Source organism: Streptomyces griseus subsp. griseus, assembly GCF_003610995.1.
Classification (GTDB): Bacteria; Actinomycetota; Actinomycetes; order Streptomycetales; family Streptomycetaceae; genus Streptomyces.
On record NZ_CP032543.1, the window covers coordinates 2,229,489 to 2,250,195 of the forward strand.

Below are 20,707 nucleotides of genomic sequence, written 5' to 3' on the forward strand. Positions count from 1 at the left end.
GGGCCCGTCGTTGCCGATCGGCGTGGGACCGGCGGGGGTCAGGGCGAGGCTCAGGCCTCGTTCTTCTCCTCGGCCTTGTCCTCGGTGGCGGCCTCGGCCGTCTCCGTGGTCTCGTCCTCGTCGTCCTCGAGGTCGACGACCTCACCGTTGGTGTCGACGACCTTGGCGGCCTCGACGACGACGGCGAGCGCCTTGCCGCGGGCGACCTCGCCGACGAGCATCGGCACCTGGCCACCCTCGACGACGGCCTGGGCGAACTGGTCGGGGCTCATGCCGGAGGAGGCCGCACGCCGCATGAGGTGCTCGGTGAGCTCCTCCTGGTTGACGTTCAGCTTCTCCTTGTTGACGAGCTCGTCCAGGATGAACTGGGTCTTGATGCCCTTGACGGCCTGCTCGGAGGTCTCGTTCTCGAACTCCTCCAGGGTCTTGCCCTGGATCTCGAGGTACTTCTCGAGGTCGAGGCCCATCTGACCGAGCTGGTGGTGCTCCAGGTTGTGCTTGCGGGTCTGGACCTCGTCCGCGAGCAGCTTCTCCGGGATCGGGACCTCGGCGAGCTTCAGCAGCTCCTCCAGGACCCGCTCCTGGGCCTGGGTGGCCTGGTCGTACTGCTTGGTGGTCTCCAGGCGCTTGCGGCTGTCGGCCTTCAGCTCCTCCAGCGTGTCGAACTCGCTGGCCATCTGGGCGAAGTCGTCGTCCAGCTCGGGGAGCTCACGGGCGGCGACGGCGGTGACCTTGACGGTGACCTCCGCGGCCTTGCCCTCGGCGGAGCCGCCCTTCAGCTCGGAGGTGAAGGTGGCCTCGCCACCGGCCTCCAGGCCGGTCACGGCCTCGTCGATGCCGTCGAGGAGCTCGCCGGAACCGATGGTGTACGAGACACCCGCGGCCACGCCGTCCTCCAGGACCTCACCGTCGACCTTGGCCTCCAGGTCGATCGTGACGACGTCGCCGTCGGCGGCGGCGCGCTCGACCGGGTTGGTGGAGGCGAAGCGCTCGCGCAGCTGCTCCACGGCCTTCTCGACCTCTTCGTCGGTGACCTCAAGGGCGTCGACGGTGACCTCGATGCCGGAGTAGTCCGGGATCTCGATCTCGGGGCGTACGTCAACCTCGGCGGTGAAGGCCAGCAGCTCGCCGTCCTTCAGCTCGGTGATGTCGACCTCGGGCTGGCCGAGGACGTTCAGCTCACCCTCGTTGACCGCCTCGGTGTAGAACTTCGGGAGGGCGTCGTTGACGGCCTCCTCCAGCACAGCACCGCGGCCGAACCGCTGGTCGATGACGCGGGCGGGGATCTTGCCCTTGCGGAAGCCCTTCACCGTGACCTGCTGGTTGATCTTCTTGTACGCCGCGTCGAGGCTGTCCTTGAGCTCCTCGAAGGGCACCTCGATGCTGAGCCGAACCCGGGTCGGGTTCAGGGTCTCCACGGCGCTCTTCACGGTTCGGTCTCCTTGGTGGCTGACTTCTTGGGGTTCTGCTCGACCGCCGACGGCGGCTTCGCGGACCGAGCCCGGTACATCAGACACACGGGCACGCATTCCGCATAGTAACGGCAAGGAGGAGGACTCCCCCAATGCGATCTTGCCGGTGGTCGGGGTGGCCGGATTCGAACCGACGACCTTCCGCTCCCAAAGCGGACGCGCTACCAAGCTGCGCCACACCCCGTCGGTGCGACACGTAGGGTACATGTACCGGAGCCGTGCGTCGGCCGCTTTGCGGGGCGGGCGGGGACCGGTGGTCCGGGGCCGGCGTCAACGGGTGTGCGGACACCGCCGCCGACCCGCTACGATGCTCTTCGTGCCGCGGTCCTCGGACCTGCGATGCGGTGCTCGCGGGCGTAGCTCAATGGTAGAGCCCTAGTCTTCCAAACTAGCTACGCGGGTTCGATTCCCGTCGCCCGCTCCATGCCTGGGCCCGGTCCGACATCCTCGTCGGACCGGGCCTCTTGCGTCCGTGCGGGCCGCGCGACGGACGCGGCGGCCCCCTCGCGGGGGCCGAACCGCCTCAGAAGCTGATCTGGTTGATCGTGTCGGCTATCGAGTTCATGAACCTGTTGATCGACGGGGCCATGCCGGTCGACGCCAGGAAGAAGCCGAAGAGCACGGCTACGAGCGCGGGGCCGGGCTTGATCGAGCCGCCCCGGATCATTACCACCAGGACGACCGCGAACAGCAGCACCATAGACAGTGAGATAGCCACGTCTGATCACACCCTCGGTCGGTCTTGGTCGGTCCGCTTCGCCGGCCCGGAAACGTGCACCACTGCGCGCCCCGTCGCGTCCATCGTGCCACCAACTCCCCGGTGTCTGCTGCCGGGTGACGGATCGCACTGACCGGATCCCGCCATCCTGCCCCGCTCACCGGGCGCCACGCCGGACGCTTCGCGCTTTGGCCGCCGAATCCGCGCGGCCGCATATTCACCGGCCCGGCCGGCGGTGACCGTTTCCTTGTCGCCACAGGTCGTTCACAGGTAATTCGGGCTGTTCGATGCGACGTAATTCACGTGCCCAACACCCCTGCCGATATGCCCTGTTTAAGTGGGATCAAGTGTGTCATAGCGGTCAGCGTTCTCCTGTTTCATAGGCGAATACGGGGGAACACGCGTTATCTCATCGCGTTTTTACGCAAGGCAATCGACGGGTCTAAGGTGCCTTAGATGTTCCAAGCTCCCAGCGTATTCACAAGGGCCCCGCTCCCCCCGGCGACCCGGGAGCCGGAGCCCGGACGCGAGCAGACGCCCACCGCCCCGGCGCCCGCCAAGGCCCCGCCGACTACGGCGAAGAAGCGTGACCCCTACTTCGACAACGTGAAGTATCTGGCCATCGTCCTGGTCGCGGTGGCGCACGCCTGGGAACCGGTGATGGACGGCAGCCGGACCACCCGGGCGCTCTACATGGTCGTGTACGCGTTCCACATGCCGGCCTTCATCCTCATCTCCGGCTATTTCTCCCGCACGTTCGACATGTCGGCCCCGAAGGTGAAGCGCCTGATCACCGGCGTCGCCGTGCCGTACGTCCTGTTCGAGACGGCCTACTCGCTCTTCAAGCGGTACGTGGGCGACTCGCCCGACACCGCGATCACCCTGGTCGACCCGCTGTTCCTGACGTGGTTCCTGATCGCCCTGTTCATCTGGCGGGTCACCACGCCGATTTGGCTCACACTGCGCCATCCGCTACCGGTGGCGCTCGGCATCGCCATGCTGGCCTCGATCTCCCCGGACATCGGTGACGACCTGGATCTCCAGCGGGTCTTCCAGTTCCTGCCGTTCTTCGTCCTCGGCCTGCTGATGAAGCCCGAGCACTTCCAGCTGATCCGGCGCCGCGAGGTGCGGCTGCTCTCCCTGCCGCTGTTCGCGGGCGCGCTGCTGTTCGCGTACTGGATCGCCCCGCACATGCAGCTCGGCTGGCTCTACCGCGCCAACAGCGCCCAGGAGATGGACGCCCCCTGGTGGTCCGGTGCGGTGATGTCGCTGGCCCTGTTCGGCTGCGCGCTGGTGCTGACCGTCGGTTTCCTGGCCTGGGTGCCGCGCCGGAACATGTGGTTCACGGCGCTGGGCGCCGGGACCATCTGCGGCTATCTCCTCCACGGCTTCCTGATCAAGGGCGCTGTCTACACAGGCCTGTTCGACCGGTACACCTGGCTCTCCGACCCCGTCGGCCTGGTCGTGGTCTCGGTGGTGGCCGCCGTCGCGGTGACGCTCATGTGCTCGCCGCCGGTGGGCCGGGCCCTGAAGTTCGCCACCGAACCGGACATGCCCTGGGCGTTCCGGAAAGATCCCGCGAAGCGCTGAGCCCGCTCCCTCTCTCCGCGCCTCTTCCTGCTTTCGATCCACCCGTGACGTCGGCCACGGGTGGATCACTGCGTTTCGGGGTTGGCCGAATCCTTTCGGTCCGAGGGCATTTCCCCGCCGGCCAGCCCCAACAGCGCCCGCACCTGCGCATACTTCGCGGTCAGCCGGGTACGCACCGGCTCGTCCAGGACCGCGAGGCGGGCCGGATCCGCGTTGTGGGCCAGATCCGCCTCCTTGATGAGCAGCGCGCCCTCGGTGGCGAGGATCCGGGCCGTGTACGCGGACAGCTCCTCCCCCGGCCGCTTGGTGACGGCCAGGACCATGTCCTTGACCTCCTGTGGCAGGGCGACCTCCGCCAGCCACCGCGCGGAGAGCGCACCGTCCTCGATCGCGTCGTGCAGCCAGGCCGCCGCGATCTGCCGGCCGGTGCCGCCGCGCACCCGTACGCCCTCGGCCACCGCGGCCAGGTGTTCCGTGTACGGGCGGCCCGCCTTGTCGGTCTGTGTCGCATGGGCCTCACGGGCAAGAGCCTCGATCTCGGCCAGGTCCAGATGGTCGTCAGCCATGGCCCGAACTCTACGGCGGCGCCTCAACGCCCGTCCTGGCCTGTGGTTTCACGGGGAGCGACCGCCCCTCCCCAGCGAACAGAAGCCGACAATTCGGCGGCGTCATAGTTGCAGAGTCAATCGTTCGGTAAACTAATTACTGATGGTTTATTGACGCCCTCTTGACACTCTCTTGACCTACCCCGAAGGAACAGGCTCATCGGACACGCAGACACCCTCCTCGCCATGGGCGGCGCCTTCCTGGCCGCTGCCGTCCTCGCCCGCCTCGGCGGCCGCATCGGACTGCCGACGATCCCCCTGTTCATCCTCGCCGGCATCCTCCTCGGCCCCCACACCCCCGGTTACACGCTTCTCTCCAACCCGCACGACCTGGAGATGCTCTCCGCGCTGGGACTCGTCCTCCTGCTCTTCTACCTCGGGCTCGAGTTCCACATGGACGACCTCAAGACAGGTGGCCGGAAGATGGCCATCGCGGGCGGGACATATCTGGCCCTGAACGTGGGAGCCGGCCTCGGCTTCGGTTTCGCGCTCGGCTGGGGCACGTCGGAGGCGCTGGTCCTCGCCGGCGTGCTCGGCATATCCTCGTCCGCCATCGTGACCAAGATCCTGGTGGACCTGGGGCGCATCGGTAACCCGGAGACCCGGCCGATCCTCGGCATCATCGTCGTCGAGGACGTCTTCCTCGCCCTCTACCTCGCGGCCCTCCAGCCGATCCTGTCCGGTGCGGACAGCCTCTCGGCCATGCTCGTCGACGGCGGCAAGGCCTTCGGCTTCCTGCTGCTGCTCGCCCTGGCCGCCCGGTTCGGGACGAAGCTCATCGGCAAGCTGATGAACACCAGGGACGACGAGCTCCTCGTCATCTCCTTCCTCGGTGTCGCGGTCTTCGTCGCCGGGGTCTCCGAGATGTTCGGCGTCGCCGACGCGATCGGTGCCTTCATGGTCGGCCTGATGCTCGGCTCCACCACATCCGGCGAGCGCATCCTCAAGCTGGTCCACCCGCTGAGGGACGCGTTCGGCGCGATCTTCTTCTTCGCCTTCGGTCTCTCCATCGACCCGGGCGACCTCCTGAGCGTCTTCTGGCCGGTGCTGGCGGCCGTCGTCCTGACGCTCGCGATGAACGTGGCCGCGGGTCTCGCGGCCTCCAGGATCTACAGCTTCGGCACCCAGGCCACGGCCAACATCGCCACCACGCTGGTGGCCCGGGGCGAGTTCGCGCTCATCCTGGCGACGATGGCGGCGGCCGCCGGACTGGACAACCGGCTCTCGCCGTTCATCGCCGGTTACGTGCTGCTGCTCGCCGTCCTCGCACCGCTGGCGGCCGGACGTTCCCACTGGCTGGCCAAGATCCTCCCCGGCGGACGCGACAAGGACGGTGGCGGCAAGGACGGCGACAAGGATCAGGAACAGATCCCGGTCTCCGTCTGAACGGAGACGGAGGGCGTCCCCAGGAGTCACCCGGAGGTGATGATCACCACATCATCATCCCCGGGTGATGGGCGTCTCTCCGCTGACGCGGCGCTCAGGGCGCGTCCGCGTCGACGCCGCCCGCTCAGGCCTTGCGGGAGAGCAGCAGGAGCGCCCGGTCGTCGTTGACGTCCTTGGCACAGGCCTCGATCAGATGCCAGGCCGCGCCCTCGAAGCCGGTGGAGACATAACGGTCGGCCTCGCCCGTCAGCCGGTCGATCCCCTCGGCGATGTCCCGGTCGGACGCCTCCACCAGGCCGTCCGTGAAGAGCATCAGCACGTCCCCCGGCGCCAGCGAGCCCTTGACCGCGTCGAACTCGGCCCCGTCGTAGACGCCGAGCAGCGGGCCCTCCCCCGACTTCTCCTCCCACTGGCCGCTGCCCGCGTGCAGTTGCAGGGCGGGCGGGTGGCCGGCCGAGAAGATCTCGTAGTCGCCGGAGTCCAGGTCCAGCACCAGATGGATCGAGGTGGCGAACCCCTCGTCCCAGTCCTGGCGCAGCAGATAGCCGTTGGCGGCGCCGAGGAAGCCGTGCGCCGGCAGCGAGCCGAGCAGCCCGCCGAAGGCCCCGGAGAGCAGCAGGGCCCGGGAGCCGGCGTCCATGCCCTTGCCGGAGACGTCGGTGAGGACGACCTCCAGGGTCCGGCCGCCGTGGGTGCGGGCCGCGACGACGAAGTCCCCGGAGAAGGACTGGCCGCCGGCCGGGCGCAGGGCCATCTCGCGGTGCCAGCCCTGGGGCAGCCGGGGCAGGGAGCTCTGGACCCGGATGCGTTCGCGCAGGTCGAAGAGCATGGTGCCGCCGCGCCGCCAGGGCACACCGACCCGGGCCCGGAACTGAGCGAGGATCAGCCCGAAGAACCCGCAGGCGGCGACCACGAGCACGGTGCCCGGGGTGACCCTGGCCGGGCCGTCGGCGTACGGGCCCAGCGTCAGCGCCTCCACGATCAGGGCGGCGGCGGACGTGGCGTACAGACCGAGCAGGCTGGCGGGGCGCAGCAGGAGGCCGCCCGCGACGATGGGCAGGGCGAGGGCGGCCGGGTCGATCCAGACCGGGCTGGTGATGGTGGCGAGGGTGATGGCCGGAATGGTCAGCAGCAGACCGGCCATCGCGATCCAGTCGGAGCCGTCGCCCCGGAAGTAGTCCACCCCGGATTTGCGCAGCCCGATACGGGCCCGGTGCATCGATCTGCGCCACCGGGCCCAGAAGTCGTCCACTCCTCCGCGACGGGCCATTGCCGGGACCCTATCCACCCGGACGCCGCCGGTGCAGGGGGACCCCGGTCTCGATCCGGGCGAAATCGAGTCGTCCGCTTCGGCGCGCCCTGGTAGGGATGGCCTATGACTTCAGAACTCCGTGTGCTGCGACCTGCCGAATGGAACGCCTGGTTTGCCTGTCTGGAGCGTGCGTTCGGGGGGGTGGAGAGGCCTCCGGAGTCGCGGGCGCTCTGGCAGGAGCTGACCGAGCACGACCGGTCCATCGGGCTCTGGGACGGGGAGGCGTGCGTCGGTACGGCGGGGGCGTACAGCTTCCGGCTGACCGTGCCCGGCGGAGTGGCGGTGCCCACGGCCGGGGTGACGATGGTGAGCGTGGCCGGGACGCACCGGCGGCAGGGGCTGCTGCGGAAGATGATGCGGCGCCAGCTGGACGACGTACGGTCCTGGGGCGAGCCGCTCGCCGTGCTCACCGCGTCCGAGCCCGCCATCTACGGGCGCTTCGGGTACGGCGCCGCGACCCGGGCCCTGAGCCTGGACGTCGACACCGCCCGCGTACAGCTGGACCTGCCGCCGGGCACGGACGAGGTGCGGGTGCGGTACGCGGATCCGGTGGCGGCCCTGCCCGCCTGCGAGGACGTGTACGGGCGGCTCGCCGCGGAGCGTCCGGGCACGCCGGTGCGGCAGCCGAAGTGGGAGCAGGCCGCGGTGATCGACACGGAGCAGGACCGGGCGGGCGCATCCCCGTTGCAGTGCGTGCTGGCCGAGCGGGACGGGGAGGTGGCCGGGTACGCCACGTTCCGGGTGCGGCCGGACTGGAACCGGGCGGGGCCGAAGGGAACGGTGGCGCTGCGGGATCTGGCGGCGCTGGATCCGGCGTCGTACGCGGCGCTGTGGCGGTTCCTGTTCGGCATCGACCTGACGTCGACCGTGGAGACGGGCGAGCGGCCGGTGGACGAGCCGCTGATGCAGCTGGTCTCGGATGTGCGGCGGTGCGAGGCGCGGGTGCAGGACGGGCTCTACGTACGGCTGGTGGAGGTGGGGGCGGCGCTGGAGGCGCGGGCGTACCGGACGCCGCTGGATGTGGTGCTGGAGGTGGAGGACGCCTTCTGCCCGTGGAACGCGGGGCGCTGGCACCTGGTGGCGGACGCGAAGGGCAGTGCCTCGTGCCGGCGTGCGCCGGATCGCACGCCGGATCTGGAGCTGTCGGTACGGGAGCTGGGCACCGCCTACCTGGGCGGGGTGTCGTTCACCTCGCTCGCGGCGGCGGGGCGGGTGCGGGAGCTGCGGCCGGGTGCCGTGGAGGAGGTCTCGACGGCGTTCTCGTGGCACGTGGAGCCGTGGCTGCCGCACGGCTTCTGAGCGGGGCGCGCGGGCGCGCGCTCCGGCCCCGGCCCTGACCGGACGGCGGGCGCGCGCTCAGTTACCCGACAGGCCGGGGCCCTGGCAGCGCGGGCACCAGAAGAGGTTGCGGGCGGCGAGGTCCGCCGTCCGGATCTCGCTCTGGCAGATGTGGCAGGGCAGGTTGGCCCGGCGGTAGACGTAGACCTCGCCGCCGTGGTCGTCCTTGCGGGGCGGGCGGCCCATCGCCTCGGGCAGGTGCTCGGGGCGGACGGTGTCGATGCGGTTGTTCCGTACGCCCTCGCGCATCAGCTCCACCAGGTCCGCCCAGACCGCGTCCCACTCGGCGCGGGTGAGGTCCCTGCCCGCGCGGTACGGGTCGATGCCGTGCCGGAAGAGGACCTCGGCCCGGTAGACGTTGCCGACGCCCGCGATGACCTTCTGGTCCATCAGGAGCGCGGCGACGGTGGTCCGGCTGCGGGAGATCCGCTGCCAGGCGCGCTCGCCGTCCTCGTCGCCCCGGAGCGGGTCCGGGCCCAGCCGCTCGTGTATCGCGCGCTTCTCGGGCTCGGTGATCAGGGCGCAGGTGGTGGGGCCGCGCAGATCGGCGCAGTGGGCCGCGTTGACCAGGCGGAGGCGGACGGTGTCGGTGGGCGGCGGGGGCGGGGCGGTGCCGAAGCCGAGCTTGCCGAAGAGGCCGAGGTGGATGTGGACCCAGCCGGTGTCACCGAAGCCCAGGAAGAGGTGCTTGCCGTGGGCGTCGGTGGTGGTGAGGGTGTGCCCGTCGAGGAGGGCCGCGCTGTCGGAGAACTTGCCCTGCGGGCTGCTCACCCGGACCGGTCCGCCCGTGAACCGCTCGGCGTGGTCCTGGGCGAGGCGGTGGATCGTGTGTCCCTCGGGCACGGCGGGCTGCTCCTGGGGTTCCTGCTGGCGGGCGGACGGGCGGGTGACATGGCCGTGCCGCCGGGTGCGGGACCCGGCGGCACAGGCGGAGTGAGGCGGGTCAGCCCTGCTGCGGGTGGTGGGCCGGGATCGGGGGGAGCTCGCCGGTGTTCTCGTACGCCGAGAGCATCTCGATGCGGCGCGTGTGGCGCTCCTCGTTCGAGTACGGCGTGGAGAGGAAGATCTCGACGAACTTGGTGGACTCCTCCACCGTGTGCATCCGGCCGCCGATCGCCACCACGTTGGCGTTGTTGTGCTCACGGCCGAGGGCGGCGGTCTGCTCGCTCCAGGCCAGTGCGGCGCGGACGCCCCTGACCTTGTTGGCGGCGATCTGCTCACCGTTGCCGGAGCCGCCGATCACGATGCCGAGGCTGTCCGGGTCCGCGGCCGTCTTCTCGGCGGCGCGGAGGCAGAACGGCGGATAGTCGTCCTGGGCGTCGTAGATGTGGGGGCCGCAGTCGACGGCCTCGTGCCCGTGGGCACCGAGCCACTCGACGAGGTGGTTCTTGAGTTCGTAACCGGCATGGTCGGATCCGAGGTACACGCGCATGGTGCGAAGTGTGGCACGAACTTCGCGGGGTGGCGGCCGGCGGGGTCGGAGCCTGTCAGGTCGCGGGGCGGAGACCGCCCGCTCGGACGGTGTGGCGAAGGCCACTTGGGTAATGATCAGGCAAATGATCCGGATGAGAGGGTTCCGTTTCTGCCGTCTTCCGGGCTTGAATGCGTGGCCTTGTCTTCCGCACCACCCCACGTGGAGCAGGGCACACCCTCATGCACGGAAACGTTAGGACTTCCCCCCATGACGTCGCAGACGACGCTGGCGGAGCCGGGGCACGAGCCCGGCGAGCCGGATCGGCCCGACTCCTCCGGCGGGCTTCAGGCCGGCCTGAAGAACCGCCACCTCTCGATGATCGCGATCGGCGGTGTGATCGGCGCGGGCCTCTTCGTGGGCTCCAGCGCGGGTATCGCGGCCGCCGGTCCGGCGATCCTGCTCTCGTACGCGATGGTCGGCCTGATGGTCGTCCTCGTGATGCGGATGCTCGGTGAGATGGCCGCCGCCCGTCCCAGCTCCGGCTCCTTCTCCGCCTACGCCGACCAGGCGCTGGGCCGCTGGGCCGGTTTCTCCATCGGCTGGCTCTACTGGTTCTTCTGGGTCGTGGTGCTCGCCGTCGAGGCCACGGCCGGCGCCAAGATCCTGGAGAGCTGGATCCCGGGCGTCCCGCAGTGGGCCTGGGCCCTGATCGTGATGGTCGTGCTGACCGCCACCAACCTGGTCTCGGTGGGCAGTTACGGCGAGTTCGAGTTCTGGTTCGCCGGGATCAAGGTCGTGGCGATCGGCGCGTTCGTCGTCGTCGGCCTGCTCGCCGTCTTCGGGTTCCTGCCCGGTTCGGACAACCCGGGGTCGGGTCTCGCCCATCTGACGGACAGCGGCGGGTTCTTCCCCGAAGGACCGGGGGCCATCCTGACCGGTGTGCTGATGGTGGTCTTCTCGTTCATGGGCAGCGAGATCGTGACCCTGGCCGCCGGCGAGTCCTCGGACCCGCAGCGGGCCGTGTCCAAGGCCACCAACAGCGTGATCTGGCGTATCGCCGTCTTCTACCTGGGCTCCATCTTCGTGGTGCTGACGCTGCTGCCGTGGAACGACCCCTCGATCCTGGAGAAGGGCAGCTATGTGGCCGCCCTCGACTCGATCGGCATCCCGCACGCCGGCCAGGTCATGGACTTCATCGTGCTGACGGCCGTGCTGTCCTGTCTCAACTCCGGCCTCTACACCGCCTCCCGGATGGCGTTCTCGCTCGGTGAGCGGGGCGATGCCCCGAAGTCCTTCGCCAAGGTCAACACGCGGGGGGTGCCGCAGGCGGCGATCCTGTCCTCGGTGGTCTTCGGCTTCGTGGCGGTGTTCTTCAACTACCAGTGGCCCGACACGGTGTTCCAGTTCCTGCTGAACTCCTCGGGCGCGGTGGCGCTCTTCGTCTGGCTGGTCATCTGCTTCACCCAGCTGCGGATGCGCGGGATCATCCTGCGCGAGACCCCGGGCAAGCTGGTCGTCCGGATGTGGCTCTTCCCGTATCTGACCTGGGCCACGATCGCGATGATCTCCTTCGTCCTGGTCTACATGCTGACCGACGACACCGCCCGCGAGCAGGTCGTGCTGTCGCTGCTGGTGGCGGCGCTGGTGGTGGGCATCTCGCTGGTGCGCGAGGCGCGCAGCCGCAAGGCGGTCACTCCCGCCGAGTGACCGGTACGTGAGTGACGCGTGACTGTAGATGTCACGTATTTCGGGGAGGCTCTCCTCCGTACCGCGAAAAGCGCGAGCGAAGGAGAGCCTCCCTCATGGTTTCCGCATCCGCAGGGCATGCCGGACCCGCAGAACCCCCCACCTTCCAGACGGGCTTCCCGATCCGGCCCGACCGGCTGGTGGAGGCCGCCACGCCCGAGGACGTACGGCAGGCCGTGGCGTACGCCGGCGGGCGCGGGCTCCGGGTCTCCGCGCACGCCTCCGGCCACGGCCTCCCCGGCCCCGTCGAGGGCGGGGTCCTCATCGCCACCGCCGCCCTGGACTCCGTCGAGATCGACCCGGTCCGCCGCACCGCCCGGATCGGCGCGGGCGCGACCTGGGGCCGGGTGATCGAGGCGGCGGCCCCGCACGGTCTCGCCCCGCCCAACGGCTCCTCCCCCTCCGTGGGCGCCGTCTCCTCCACGCTGGGCGGCGGACTCGGCATCCTGGCGCGGGAGTTCGGGTACGCCGCCGACCACGTGCGCTCGCTGGACGTGGTGACCGCGGACGGCACCGCGCGCCGGGTCACGCCGGAGCGCGAGCCGGAGCTGTTCTGGGGGCTGCGCGGGGGCGGGCACCGGCTGGGGGTGGTGACCGGGCTGGAGATCGGGCTGGTGGCGGTGGAGCGGCTCTACGGCGGGTCGGTCGTCTTCGACGGGGCGTGGGCGGGCGAGGTGGTGCGCGGCTACCTGGGGTGGACGCGGACCGTGCCGGACACCGTGACGTCGTCGCTGGCCGCCCTCGTCTACCCGGCCATGCCCCAGCTGCCCGAGGAGTTGCGCGGCCGGTACGTGATCTCCGTGCGGGTGGCCTTCACGGGCGACGTGGCGGAGGGCGAGCGGCTGGTGGCCCCGCTGCGGGCGATCGGGTCGGCTGGTCCACGCGGCGCGACGGGCTCCGCGGTCCTGTCGGACTCGCTGCGGGAGATGCCGTACACCGAGAGCCACACCATCCACAGCGACCCGCCGTTCCCGCACGCGTACTACGGGGACAGTGCGGTGCTCGGCGAGCCGGACGCGGAGCGGACCGTACGCGCCTTCGAACTGGCCGGGCCCCGGGCGCCGATGATGACCGTGGTGCAGTTCAACCACCTGGGCGGGGCGCTGGCCGCGCGGCCGGAGGTGCCCAGCGCCGTGCCGTACCGCGACGCCCGGTTCCTGCTGCGGCTGCTGTCGCCGCTGGACGGTACGGAGGTGGGCGCGGTGCGCGCGCTGTACGGGGAGGTGGGGCGGGTGCTGGAGCCGGCCGTCCTGGGGCGGTCGCTGAACTTCGCCTTCGGCGGCGGGGACCGTACCGCCGGTTTCCATGAGCCGGAAACGGCGAAGAGGCTCGCCGGTCTGGTCTCCCAGTACGATCCGGCGGGCCTCTTCGGGGGCCCGTACGGGGCCTGAGCGGGGTCAGCCCCGGCGGCCGAGGAGCTTCCAGGTGGCGGGCAGGGCGCCCATGGCCAGGGCCGCCTTGAGGGCGTCGCCGATGAGGAACGGGACGAGCCCGGCCGCGACGGCGGCGCTCAGGGACATGCCGGTGGCGAGTGCCAGGTAGGGCACGCCGACGGCGTAGATGATCGCGGAGCCGGCCGCCATCGTGCCCGCCGTGCGGAGCACCGAGCGGTCACCGCCCCGGCGGGCGAGGGCGCCGACGACGGTGGCGGCGAGCAGCATCCCGAGGACGTAGCCCAGGGACGGCATCGCGTAGCCGGAGGTGCCCTCGGCGAACCACGGCATGCCGGCCATGCCGACGAGCGCGTACACCGCGAGGGAGAGGAAGCCGCGGCGGGCGCCGAGCGCGGTGCCGATGAGGAGCGCGGCGAAGGTCTGACCGGTGACGGGGACCGGGGAGCCGGGGACCGGGACGGCGATCTGGGCCGCGATGCCGGTGAGAGCGGCGCCGCCCAGCACGAGGGCCGCGTCCACGGCGTAGCGGTGCCGGGCTGCGGGCAGCAGGTCGGCGAGGACCGCTCCGGAACGGACGGGGGCGGCAGCAGTGCTCATCGGGACTCCGCGGGTGAGGGCAGGCAGGTGGGGTGGGACTGCTGCCGACGTTAGCCCAGCGGTGAACGACCGATCACCATCAGCCGCCCACAAAGCGGTGGTTGGCGGGTTGGTGGGGTTCGCACAAAGGCCGCCACGCAATCACCTCTGGGCGTGATGCTCGTCACGGAGGTGAGGCGGTAGGTGGTCCGTTTTGGCGGGAGGGGGATCCCGGCCGCAGACTGTAGGTTCCCCATAAATGATCCGAGAGTGACCCGCACACCATGCACGAGGCTCCCGCCACCCCGCCCGAGGTTCCCACGCCCCCCGCAGAGCCCCTCGAACACGGGCTGGAACAACGTCATCTCACGATGCTGGGGCTCGGCGGGGTGATCGGGGCCGGGCTGTTCGTCGGGTCAGGTGCCGGGATCGCTGTGGCGGGGCCCGCCATCGTCGTCTCGTATCTGATCGCGGGGGCGCTCGCGATGCTGGTGATGCGGATGCTCGGCGAGATGTCCGCCGCGATGCCCGCCTCCGGCTCCTTCTCCGTGCACGCGGAGCGGGCGCTCGGGCGGTGGGCCGGGTTCAGCGTCGGCTGGCTGTACTGGTTCCTGCTGGTCGTGGTCCTCGCCGTGGAGGCGACGGCCGCCGCGCGGATCGCCCATGGGTGGGTGCCGGCGGTCGAACCGTGGGCGTGGGTGCTGCTGTTCATGGTCGTGTTCACCGCCGCCAATCTGACGGCGGTGAAGAACTTCGGCGAGTTCGAGTTCTGGTTCGCCTCCCTGAAGGTCGGCGCGATCGTCGTCTTCCTGGGACTCGGCGTGCTGGCGGTCCTCGGATGGCTGCCGGACACCGACCCGGTCGGGATGACCAACCTGAGCGGGCAGGGAGGCTTCCTGCCGAACGGCTGGAGCGGGGTTGTCGCGGGTGTGCTGACCGTGGTCTTCGCCTTCGGCGGCCTGGAGGTCGTCACCATCGCCGCCGCCGAGACGGACGACCCGGCGCGCGCGGTGGGACGGGCGGTGCGCAGCGCCGTGGTGCGCATCCTCTTCTTCTACGTCGGCTCCATGCTGGTCATCGTGACCGTGCTGCCGTGGACCGCCCAGCAGGCCGGGCTGAGCCCGTATGTGAAGGTGCTGGACTCGATCGGGGTGCCGTCCGCCGGGCAGATCATGAACATCGTGGTGTTCGTGGCGCTTCTCTCGGCACTCAACGCCAATCTGTACGGGTCCTCTCGGATGGTGTTCTCGCTGGCGGAGCGCGGGGAGGCGCCGCGCGGGCTGCTGAAGGTGTCCCGCAGGCCCGGGTCGGAGGGCGGGGTTCCGCGGCGGGCCGTGCTGGCGTCGGTGGCCTTCGGCTTCGTCTCCGTCCTGCTCAATCTGGTCTGGCCGGACACGGTGTTCCTCTACATGCTCAACTCGGTCGGCGCGGTGCTGCTGTTCGTCTGGGCGCTGATCGCCGCCTCCCAACTGCGGCTGCGCGCCCGGCTGGAGCGGGAGGCGCCGGGGGCGCTGTCGCTGCGGATGTGGTGCTTCCCGTATCTGACCTGGCTGACGCTGGCGGGGCTGCTGGGGGTGCTGCTGCTGATGCTGACGGACGCCGACGCGCGGCCGCAGGTGCTGTGGTCGGCGGGGGCGACGGCGCTGGTACTGCTGGTGGCGGTGGGGCGTCAGTGGCGGGAGGGCAAGGGGGCGGCTCCTGCCGACCGGTAGGCGGGTGTGCACCTTGCGTGAGCCTCGTGCCCGTATAGCGGACACCCGTTCCTTGTGAGCGGTGCGGATGTCCAGACTGTGGGTTCGTCCCCCGTCTCAGCTAGCGAACAGAGCTTGTCCATGTCTCGGACCTCCGCGTCTCCCCCCACCGCTGACTCCGCGGCCTCCACCGGACCCTCGACGGACTCCGCGCTCACCCACGGCCTCAAACAGCGCCACCTCTCGATGATCGCCCTCGGCGGGGTCATCGGCGCCGGGCTCTTCGTGGGCTCCGGGGCCGGGATCGCCGCCGCCGGGCCCTCGATCGTCGTCGCGTACGCGCTCTCCGGGCTGCTCGTCATGATGGTGATGCGCATGCTCGGCGAGATGTCCGCCGCCAACCCGGCCTCCGGCTCCTTCTCCGTGCACGCCGAACGGGCGATCGGCCCCTGGGCCGGGTTCACCGCCGGCTGGTCCTTCTGGTTCCTGCTCTGCGTGGCCGTCGGCCTGGAGGGCATCGGTGCCGCCCAGATCGTCAGCGGCTGGCTGCCCGGGACACCGGAGTGGGCGTGGGTCGCCCTGTTCATGGTGGTCTTCCTGGGGACGAACCTGGCGGCCGTGAAGAACTTCGGTGAGTTCGAGTTCTGGTTCGCCGCGCTGAAGGTCATCGCGATCACCCTGTTCCTGGTGCTCGGCCTGCTCGCGATCCTCGGCGTGCTCCCGGACACGGACGCGCCCGGCCTGACCAACCTCACCGGCGTTGGGGGCTTCCTGCCCAAGGGCATGGACGGCTTCATCATCGGGCTCCTCGCCTCCGTCTTCGCGTACGGCGGTCTGGAGACGGTCACCATCGCCGCCGCCGAGTCGGAGAACCCGGTGCAGGGCGTCGCGAAGGCGGTCCGTACGGCGATGTGGCGCATCGCGGTCTTCTACATCGGCTCCATGGCCGTCATCGTCACCCTGGTCCCGTGGGACAACCCGAAAGTCGCCGAGGTCGGCCCCTTCTACGCGATGCTGGACCACCTCGGCATCGGCGGTGCCGCCCAGATCATGAACGTGGTCATCCTCATCGCGCTGCTCTCCGCGATGAACGCCAACATCTACGGCGCCTCGCGGATGGCCCGGTCCCTGGTCGCCCGGGGCCAGGGACCGGCGCTGCTCGGCAGGATCTCGTCCGGGGTGCCGCGCAACGCGGTGCTGTTCTCGTCGGTGTTCGGCTTCCTGTGCGTGCTGCTCAGCTACTGGCGACCGGACGACGTGTTCCCCTGGCTGCTGAACATGATCGGCGCGGTGATCCTGGTCGTGTGGATCTTCATCGCCGTCTCGCAGCTGATCCTGCGCCGCCGCACCGAGCGCGAGGCCCCTGCGAAGCTGGTCGTACGGATGTGGCTCTTCCCGGTCCTCACCATCGTCGCGCTCGCGGGCATGGCGGCCATCTTCCTGCTGATGCTGCGCCAGCCGGACACCCGCGACCAGCTACTGGCCACGGGTGCGCTGACAGTGGTGCTGATCGGTATCGGTGCCGTACGTCAGCGGCGGCGCCGGGGCGAGGACGCGGCGGAGATCCCGGCGCAGCGGAAGTAGGCGGTCCGGGGCGCGGTGGTCACAGCAGAAGCAGTACCGCCGCGCCCCACAGCACCGACACGGCCACCAGCGGCGGCCCGACCGGCGTGCCCTGCCGGGCCGTCGGCGCCTCCTCGGTGGGCCGCAGCTCCGGCCGGAGCACCAGCGCCCGCGCCTCCCCGGCGGCGCGCACCGCGTACGGCTCGCGGCCCAGCCGGCGCTCCAGCCACGGCCAGCCGGTGGGCGACAACTCGACGTCGGGGTGGCCCTCGCCCGTGCCGACGCGGATGCCGTCACCGGCATCGCGTACGGAGGTGATCGCGTCCCACGCGACCCGCCGCACGCGCCATGCCCCGGTCACCCAGAGCCCGTCGCGGTCGGCGGTGATCCGCCAGGTGAGCGCCGTCGCCACCGCCGAGACCAGCCACGGCAGGCCCAGCGGCAGCCACCACCAGTGCCACGAGGGCCCGTCGTCGACCATGGCCCAGATGCCGCCGCCCTGCACCACCAGCAGGCCGAGGCCCACCACACCGCGCGAGAAGCCGTGCGCCTTCCACACCCGCAGGCCCGTGCCGGGCGTCATGGCGGCGACGACCTCCTCCAGGGGCCGCTGCACGTTCTTCCGCCTGGGGCGCCCGGGTCGGCGCGTCACCGGCCCCGGGGCGGCCGGCTTCACCGCGGTGACGCTGCACTCGACCACCACCTCGGGCTCGTCCGCGTCGAGGCGTGCGGCGAGGGCGACTTCGGCACCGGCGTAGGGGACGCCGTACAGGACGCCCTCCCGCAGCGGCGGGGGCGGGTCGTCGCCGGAGAGGATCTGCCGGACCTTGGTGAGGTCGACGGGGTCCGCCGCCCGGCCGTCGCCGTCCTCCTCCTCGTCCTCCTCGAAGGCGTGCAAGGAGTGGAAGTGCAGGATCGGCCGGAGGGCCTCCGGGTCGTCGGCCGCGAAGACCCAGGTACGCCCGTCCTCGTGGTCCTCGCGCACCAGCACGCGCAGCACCGGCAGCGGCCGGCGCCGCAGCCGCGCCGAACGCGTCCGCCCGTCCACGGCGTTGGCGAAGAACGCCAGCGCGGCGGCGGTGCCGATCAGCGCCAGCAGCTCCCAGCCGACCGCGTCGTACGGCTCCGCGACCAGCGCGGCCCAGTCGCCGTCCACCACGATCCCGACCCTGCTGTCCACGGGGAAGTCCTCGGGGACGGCCGTCGCGAAGCGGTGGGTCCGCTCCTCGGCCAGCACCTTCAGGATGTCGTTGCCGTCGTCGTCCTCCTCATGGGCCACGACCCGGCCGGTCAGGTGCGTGGCGCCGGCGGCCCGCTCCTCGTACGCGTCGGCGAGCTGCTGGGCCTGCCAGTAGCCGAACCCGGCGACGGCGAGCATCAGCACGGCCAGGCCGAAGGAGAACCGGCCCCGGCGGAACGTCCGCGCGGCGGCGGGCAGCGGCTGTTCGACCGGCCCGGCCGCCTCCAGGGCCAGCGCCCGCTGCCGCCCGGCGAGGGTGAGCCGGTGGACGATCCCGGCGGTGGTGAACGCGGCGGACAGCGGGTAGGCCAGCGCGTACGGCTCGCCGAACGACGCGGTGAAGCCGCCGTCCTCCGCGAACCCCACCAGCCCGGCCGCCAGCCCCACGAGGGCGAGCCGGGGCTGCCGCCACACCCAGTACGGGGTCAGCACCAGCACGACCATCATCCCGAGCCCCGGCCAGTCGGTGCCGCACGGCTCGGCGGACGTACAGGGGGCGACGGGTGACGCCGCCATGTACCAGACCATCGAGACGACCAGCGGCAGCACCGCCCGGAGCGGGTGCGCCCACCGGGCGGGCACGGCGCCGAGCCAGCGCTGGGCATCGGGGGTCCGCCAGGCGGCGGTGCCGGAGGGTATGTGTTCGGCGGGCAGCGGGACGGGACTGTTCACGAGCGCATTATGGCCAGGGGCGCGGCCCGGGGCCGGTCAGGGGCCGGAGTTCACGGTTCCGGTACGGGTACCGGGCGCGGTTCGGTCGCGGGGGCCGGGTACCGCTCCCCACGCGTGCTCGGCGCGGCCCGGAAACACGTGGGCTGCCCGACACCGCAGGGTCGGGTGCCGTACGCCGGGAGGTCATCCGGCCTCGCTTCCGTGGTGGTTCCGCCACCCGAGGAGCTGTCATGTCCGCTGCACCGAGGCGTCGTTCGGTCCTCCTGGCCACCGCGGCCGTCACAGCCGCCGCCACCGCCCCCGCCGTCGCGTCGGGCCCCGCGCCAGGCCCCCACCGCCCCTCCGGACCTCTGGTGATCGGCCACCGCGGGGCGGCGGGCTGGCGCCCGGAGCACACCGCCGACTCGTACACCTACGCCGTACGGGCCGGGGCCGACTGGATCGAACCGGACCTCGTACCGACGAAGGACCACGTCCTGGTCGTGCGGCACGAGAACGAGATCGGCGGGACCACGGATGTCGGCGGGCGGCCGGAGTTCGCGGACCGCCGCACCACGAAGACCGTGGACGGCAAAGCGGTGACCGGCTGGTTCACCGAGGACTTCACGCTGCGCGAGCTGAGGACGCTGCGCACGGTGGAGCGGCTGCCGCTGGTCCGCAACCGGAACACGGTCTTCGACGGCCGGGGGCAGGTGATGACCTTCCAGGAGGTGATCGACCTGGCCCGGCGGCTGTCGAAGGAGTCGGGCCGCCGGATCGCGGTCTTCCCGGAGACCAAGCACCCGACGTACTTCCGCGCGATCGGGCTGCCGCTGGAGGAGGAGCTGATCCGGGTGATCCGCCGCAACCGGCTGACCGCCCGGGAGTGCGTCGTCCAGTCCTTCGAGCCGTCCAGCCTGCACCGCATCGCCGCCGCCCGCCTCGGCCTCCCCCTCTGGCAGGCGCTGGGCACGAGCGGCGGCCCTTATGGTCACGCGGTGACCTACAAGGACATGATGAGCCCGGCGGGGCTGCGCGAGATCGCCTCGTACGCGCAGTGGATCGGGCCGGACAAGTCCACCCTCGTCCCGCCGCACACGCTCCTCGCGGACGCGCACGCGGCGGGCCTGAAGGTCGGCGCGTACACCTTCCGCGCGGAGAACCAGTTCCTCCCGGCCGCCCACCGCCGGGGTACCGCGCCGAACGACTTCGGCGACGCGTTCGCCGAGTACGCCTTCCACTACGGGCAGGGCGTGGACGCGGTGGTGACGGACTTCCCGGACCTCGCGGTGCGAGCGCGGGAGGAGTGGCGCGGTTAGGCGCCGGTTCTCAGCGCGTGGTGCGCTTGCTCGCCGTCTTCTTGGCGGTCTTCTTGGCCGCCGTCGCCACCGTCTTCTTGGCGGGGGCCGGCCGCGCGGTCTTCTTCGCCGGGGTGCGCTGGGCGGCCGCGCGCTTCGGGGACGCTGCGGCGGCCGCCTCCTCCTCGGTGTCGGCGCCCGCGTTGGACAGGGTCCCGGAGCTGCTCTCCAGGTGGGCGCGGACGAACCACTGGAACTGCTCCAGGCCGCGCAGGTGCTCGATGAGCAGGTCCTCGGTGACGGGGTCGAGTTCGCCGGCCTTCGCGACCGCCGCGCGGTGGTCCTCGATGATCCCCGTGTAGACCAGGTCCAGGGCGCCGAGGTGGGCGATGGCGTCGGCGCGGCCGACGCTGTAGTCCTCCCAGGTGCGCTCCTTGACCAGGACGCCCGGCGTGCCCTGCGGCTCGCCGCCGAGGGCGGAGATGCGCTCGGCGGCCGCGTCGGCCATCTCCCGTACGGCCGCGGTCTGCGGGTCCAGCATCTCGTGGACGGCGATGAAGTGCGGCCCGACGACGTTCCAGTGGATGTGCTTGAGCGTCAGGGAGAGGTCGTTGAGCGCGTGCAGGCGGAGCGTCAGGAGGTCGATGACCTGACGGCCCTGGTCGACGCCGAGGCCGGGGACGGTGTAGCGGGGGGTACGTGCGGGGGACATG

At 71.1% G+C, this 20,707-nt stretch carries 17 protein-coding genes and 2 tRNA genes; 9 read left to right on the top strand and 10 right to left on the bottom strand.

Annotated elements, in window-relative coordinates; all coding sequences use genetic code 11:
* Nucleotides 1-50: 50 nt before the first annotated feature.
* Both tig and D6270_RS10305 read right to left on the bottom strand, forming a co-directional pair.
* The gene (gene tig, locus D6270_RS10300) at nucleotides 51-1,430 is read right to left on the bottom strand and encodes a trigger factor (protein WP_158650497.1); all 1,380 of its coding nucleotides are present in this window, start codon (nucleotides 1,428-1,430) and stop codon (nucleotides 51-53) included.
* 149 nt (nucleotides 1,431-1,579) lie between these two features.
* Nucleotides 1,580-1,656 (bottom strand) — tRNA-Pro (locus D6270_RS10305).
* 166 nt (nucleotides 1,657-1,822) lie between these two features.
* Here D6270_RS10305 and D6270_RS10310 point away from each other — a divergent pair.
* Nucleotides 1,823-1,896: transfer RNA gene (locus D6270_RS10310), tRNA-Gly, on the top strand.
* Between the two features lie 99 nt (nucleotides 1,897-1,995).
* Here D6270_RS10310 and D6270_RS10315 read toward each other — a convergent pair.
* Complete coding sequence (locus tag D6270_RS10315; RefSeq protein WP_109165690.1) at nucleotides 1,996-2,190, bottom strand: hypothetical protein; 195 nt, start codon at nucleotides 2,188-2,190, stop codon at nucleotides 1,996-1,998.
* 456 nt (nucleotides 2,191-2,646) lie between these two features.
* On the opposite strand from D6270_RS10315, the gene D6270_RS10320 reads away from it, so the two are divergent.
* Nucleotides 2,647-3,780, top strand: a complete 1,134-nt coding sequence (locus D6270_RS10320) for an acyltransferase family protein (protein ID WP_109165689.1) — start codon at nucleotides 2,647-2,649, stop codon at nucleotides 3,778-3,780.
* Nucleotides 3,781-3,845: 65 nt separating this feature from the next.
* Here D6270_RS10320 and D6270_RS10325 read toward each other — a convergent pair whose 3' ends face one another.
* Nucleotides 3,846-4,346: an HD domain-containing protein gene (locus D6270_RS10325; RefSeq protein ID WP_109165688.1), complete on the bottom strand. Its 501-nt coding sequence runs from the start codon at nucleotides 4,344-4,346 to the stop codon at nucleotides 3,846-3,848.
* A gap of 225 nt (nucleotides 4,347-4,571) precedes the next feature.
* On the opposite strand from D6270_RS10325, the gene D6270_RS10330 reads away from it, so the two are divergent.
* A complete protein-coding gene (locus D6270_RS10330) occupies nucleotides 4,572-5,771 on the top strand; it encodes a cation:proton antiporter (protein WP_109165687.1) in 1,200 nt (399 codons plus the stop codon).
* A 124-nt stretch (nucleotides 5,772-5,895) separates the two neighbouring features.
* Here D6270_RS10330 and D6270_RS10335 read toward each other — a convergent pair whose 3' ends face one another.
* Nucleotides 5,896-7,041, bottom strand: a complete 1,146-nt coding sequence (locus D6270_RS10335) for a PP2C family protein-serine/threonine phosphatase (RefSeq protein WP_109165686.1) — start codon at nucleotides 7,039-7,041, stop codon at nucleotides 5,896-5,898.
* A 105-nt stretch (nucleotides 7,042-7,146) separates the two neighbouring features.
* Between D6270_RS10335 and D6270_RS10340 the strand changes: the two genes are divergently transcribed.
* Nucleotides 7,147-8,382 carry a GNAT family N-acetyltransferase gene (locus D6270_RS10340; protein ID WP_109165685.1) on the top strand — a complete coding sequence of 412 codons (1,236 nt, stop codon included), beginning with the start codon at nucleotides 7,147-7,149 and terminating at the stop codon, nucleotides 8,380-8,382.
* Between the two features lie 57 nt (nucleotides 8,383-8,439).
* Here D6270_RS10340 and D6270_RS10345 read toward each other — a convergent pair whose 3' ends face one another.
* Both D6270_RS10345 and D6270_RS10350 read right to left on the bottom strand, forming a co-directional pair.
* Nucleotides 8,440-9,264, bottom strand: a complete 825-nt coding sequence (locus D6270_RS10345; protein ID WP_109165684.1) for an Fpg/Nei family DNA glycosylase — start codon at nucleotides 9,262-9,264, stop codon at nucleotides 8,440-8,442.
* A 100-nt stretch (nucleotides 9,265-9,364) separates the two neighbouring features.
* Nucleotides 9,365-9,853, bottom strand: a complete 489-nt coding sequence (locus tag D6270_RS10350) for a ribose-5-phosphate isomerase (RefSeq protein WP_109165683.1) — start codon at nucleotides 9,851-9,853, stop codon at nucleotides 9,365-9,367.
* Nucleotides 9,854-10,102: 249 nt separating this feature from the next.
* Between D6270_RS10350 and D6270_RS10355 the strand changes: the two genes are divergently transcribed.
* On the top strand, nucleotides 10,103-11,542 hold the full coding sequence (locus tag D6270_RS10355) for an amino acid permease (RefSeq protein WP_109165682.1): 1,440 nt from the start codon (nucleotides 10,103-10,105) through the stop codon (nucleotides 11,540-11,542).
* A 95-nt stretch (nucleotides 11,543-11,637) separates the two neighbouring features.
* The gene (locus D6270_RS10360; protein ID WP_109165681.1) at nucleotides 11,638-12,972 is read left to right on the top strand and encodes an FAD-binding oxidoreductase; all 1,335 of its coding nucleotides are present in this window, start codon (nucleotides 11,638-11,640) and stop codon (nucleotides 12,970-12,972) included.
* A 6-nt stretch (nucleotides 12,973-12,978) separates the two neighbouring features.
* Here D6270_RS10360 and D6270_RS10365 read toward each other — a convergent pair whose 3' ends face one another.
* On the bottom strand, nucleotides 12,979-13,572 hold the full coding sequence (locus tag D6270_RS10365; RefSeq protein WP_109165680.1) for a biotin transporter BioY: 594 nt from the start codon (nucleotides 13,570-13,572) through the stop codon (nucleotides 12,979-12,981).
* Nucleotides 13,573-13,835: 263 nt separating this feature from the next.
* On the opposite strand from D6270_RS10365, the gene D6270_RS10370 reads away from it, so the two are divergent.
* Together D6270_RS10370 and D6270_RS10375 are read left to right on the top strand one after the other, a co-directional pair.
* Nucleotides 13,836-15,263, top strand: a complete 1,428-nt coding sequence (locus D6270_RS10370) for an amino acid permease (protein WP_109165679.1) — start codon at nucleotides 13,836-13,838, stop codon at nucleotides 15,261-15,263.
* Nucleotides 15,264-15,383: 120 nt separating this feature from the next.
* Nucleotides 15,384-16,826 (top strand): amino acid permease, encoded by a 1,443-nt coding sequence (locus D6270_RS10375; protein ID WP_109165678.1) that lies wholly within the window; start codon nucleotides 15,384-15,386, stop codon nucleotides 16,824-16,826.
* A 19-nt stretch (nucleotides 16,827-16,845) separates the two neighbouring features.
* Here the strand turns inward: D6270_RS10375 and D6270_RS10380 are convergent, their stop codons facing one another.
* Complete coding sequence (locus D6270_RS10380; RefSeq protein WP_225977037.1) at nucleotides 16,846-18,573, bottom strand: hypothetical protein; 1,728 nt, start codon at nucleotides 18,571-18,573, stop codon at nucleotides 16,846-16,848.
* A 374-nt stretch (nucleotides 18,574-18,947) separates the two neighbouring features.
* Between D6270_RS10380 and D6270_RS10385 the strand changes: the two genes are divergently transcribed.
* Nucleotides 18,948-20,015 carry a glycerophosphodiester phosphodiesterase family protein gene (locus tag D6270_RS10385; protein WP_109165677.1) on the top strand — a complete coding sequence of 356 codons (1,068 nt, stop codon included), beginning with the start codon at nucleotides 18,948-18,950 and terminating at the stop codon, nucleotides 20,013-20,015.
* Between the two features lie 10 nt (nucleotides 20,016-20,025).
* Here D6270_RS10385 and D6270_RS10390 read toward each other — a convergent pair whose 3' ends face one another.
* Nucleotides 20,026-20,706: a Dps family protein gene (locus tag D6270_RS10390; RefSeq protein ID WP_109165676.1), complete on the bottom strand. Its 681-nt coding sequence runs from the start codon at nucleotides 20,704-20,706 to the stop codon at nucleotides 20,026-20,028.
* Between the last annotated feature and the right edge of the window lies 1 nt (nucleotide 20,707).

Coding starts and splice junctions, on each gene's coding strand:
- D6270_RS10320 (WP_109165689.1), top strand. CDS start 2,647: ATGTTCCAAGCTCCCAGCGTATTCACAAGGGCCCCGCTCCCCCCGGCG.
- D6270_RS10325 (WP_109165688.1), bottom strand. CDS start 4,346: ATGGCTGACGACCATCTGGACCTGGCCGAGATCGAGGCTCTTGCCCGT.
- D6270_RS10330 (WP_109165687.1), top strand. CDS start 4,572: ATGGGCGGCGCCTTCCTGGCCGCTGCCGTCCTCGCCCGCCTCGGCGGC.
- D6270_RS10335 (WP_109165686.1), bottom strand. CDS start 7,041: ATGGCCCGTCGCGGAGGAGTGGACGACTTCTGGGCCCGGTGGCGCAGA.
- D6270_RS10340 (WP_109165685.1), top strand. CDS start 7,147: ATGACTTCAGAACTCCGTGTGCTGCGACCTGCCGAATGGAACGCCTGG.
- D6270_RS10350 (WP_109165683.1), bottom strand. CDS start 9,853: ATGCGCGTGTACCTCGGATCCGACCATGCCGGTTACGAACTCAAGAAC.
- D6270_RS10355 (WP_109165682.1), top strand. CDS start 10,103: ATGACGTCGCAGACGACGCTGGCGGAGCCGGGGCACGAGCCCGGCGAG.
- D6270_RS10360 (WP_109165681.1), top strand. CDS start 11,638: ATGGTTTCCGCATCCGCAGGGCATGCCGGACCCGCAGAACCCCCCACC.
- D6270_RS10365 (WP_109165680.1), bottom strand. CDS start 13,572: ATGAGCACTGCTGCCGCCCCCGTCCGTTCCGGAGCGGTCCTCGCCGAC.
- D6270_RS10370 (WP_109165679.1), top strand. CDS start 13,836: ATGCACGAGGCTCCCGCCACCCCGCCCGAGGTTCCCACGCCCCCCGCA.
- D6270_RS10375 (WP_109165678.1), top strand. CDS start 15,384: ATGTCTCGGACCTCCGCGTCTCCCCCCACCGCTGACTCCGCGGCCTCC.
- D6270_RS10380 (WP_225977037.1), bottom strand. CDS start 18,573: ATGGTCTGGTACATGGCGGCGTCACCCGTCGCCCCCTGTACGTCCGCC.
- D6270_RS10385 (WP_109165677.1), top strand. CDS start 18,948: ATGTCCGCTGCACCGAGGCGTCGTTCGGTCCTCCTGGCCACCGCGGCC.
- D6270_RS10390 (WP_109165676.1), bottom strand. CDS start 20,706: ATGTCCCCCGCACGTACCCCCCGCTACACCGTCCCCGGCCTCGGCGTC.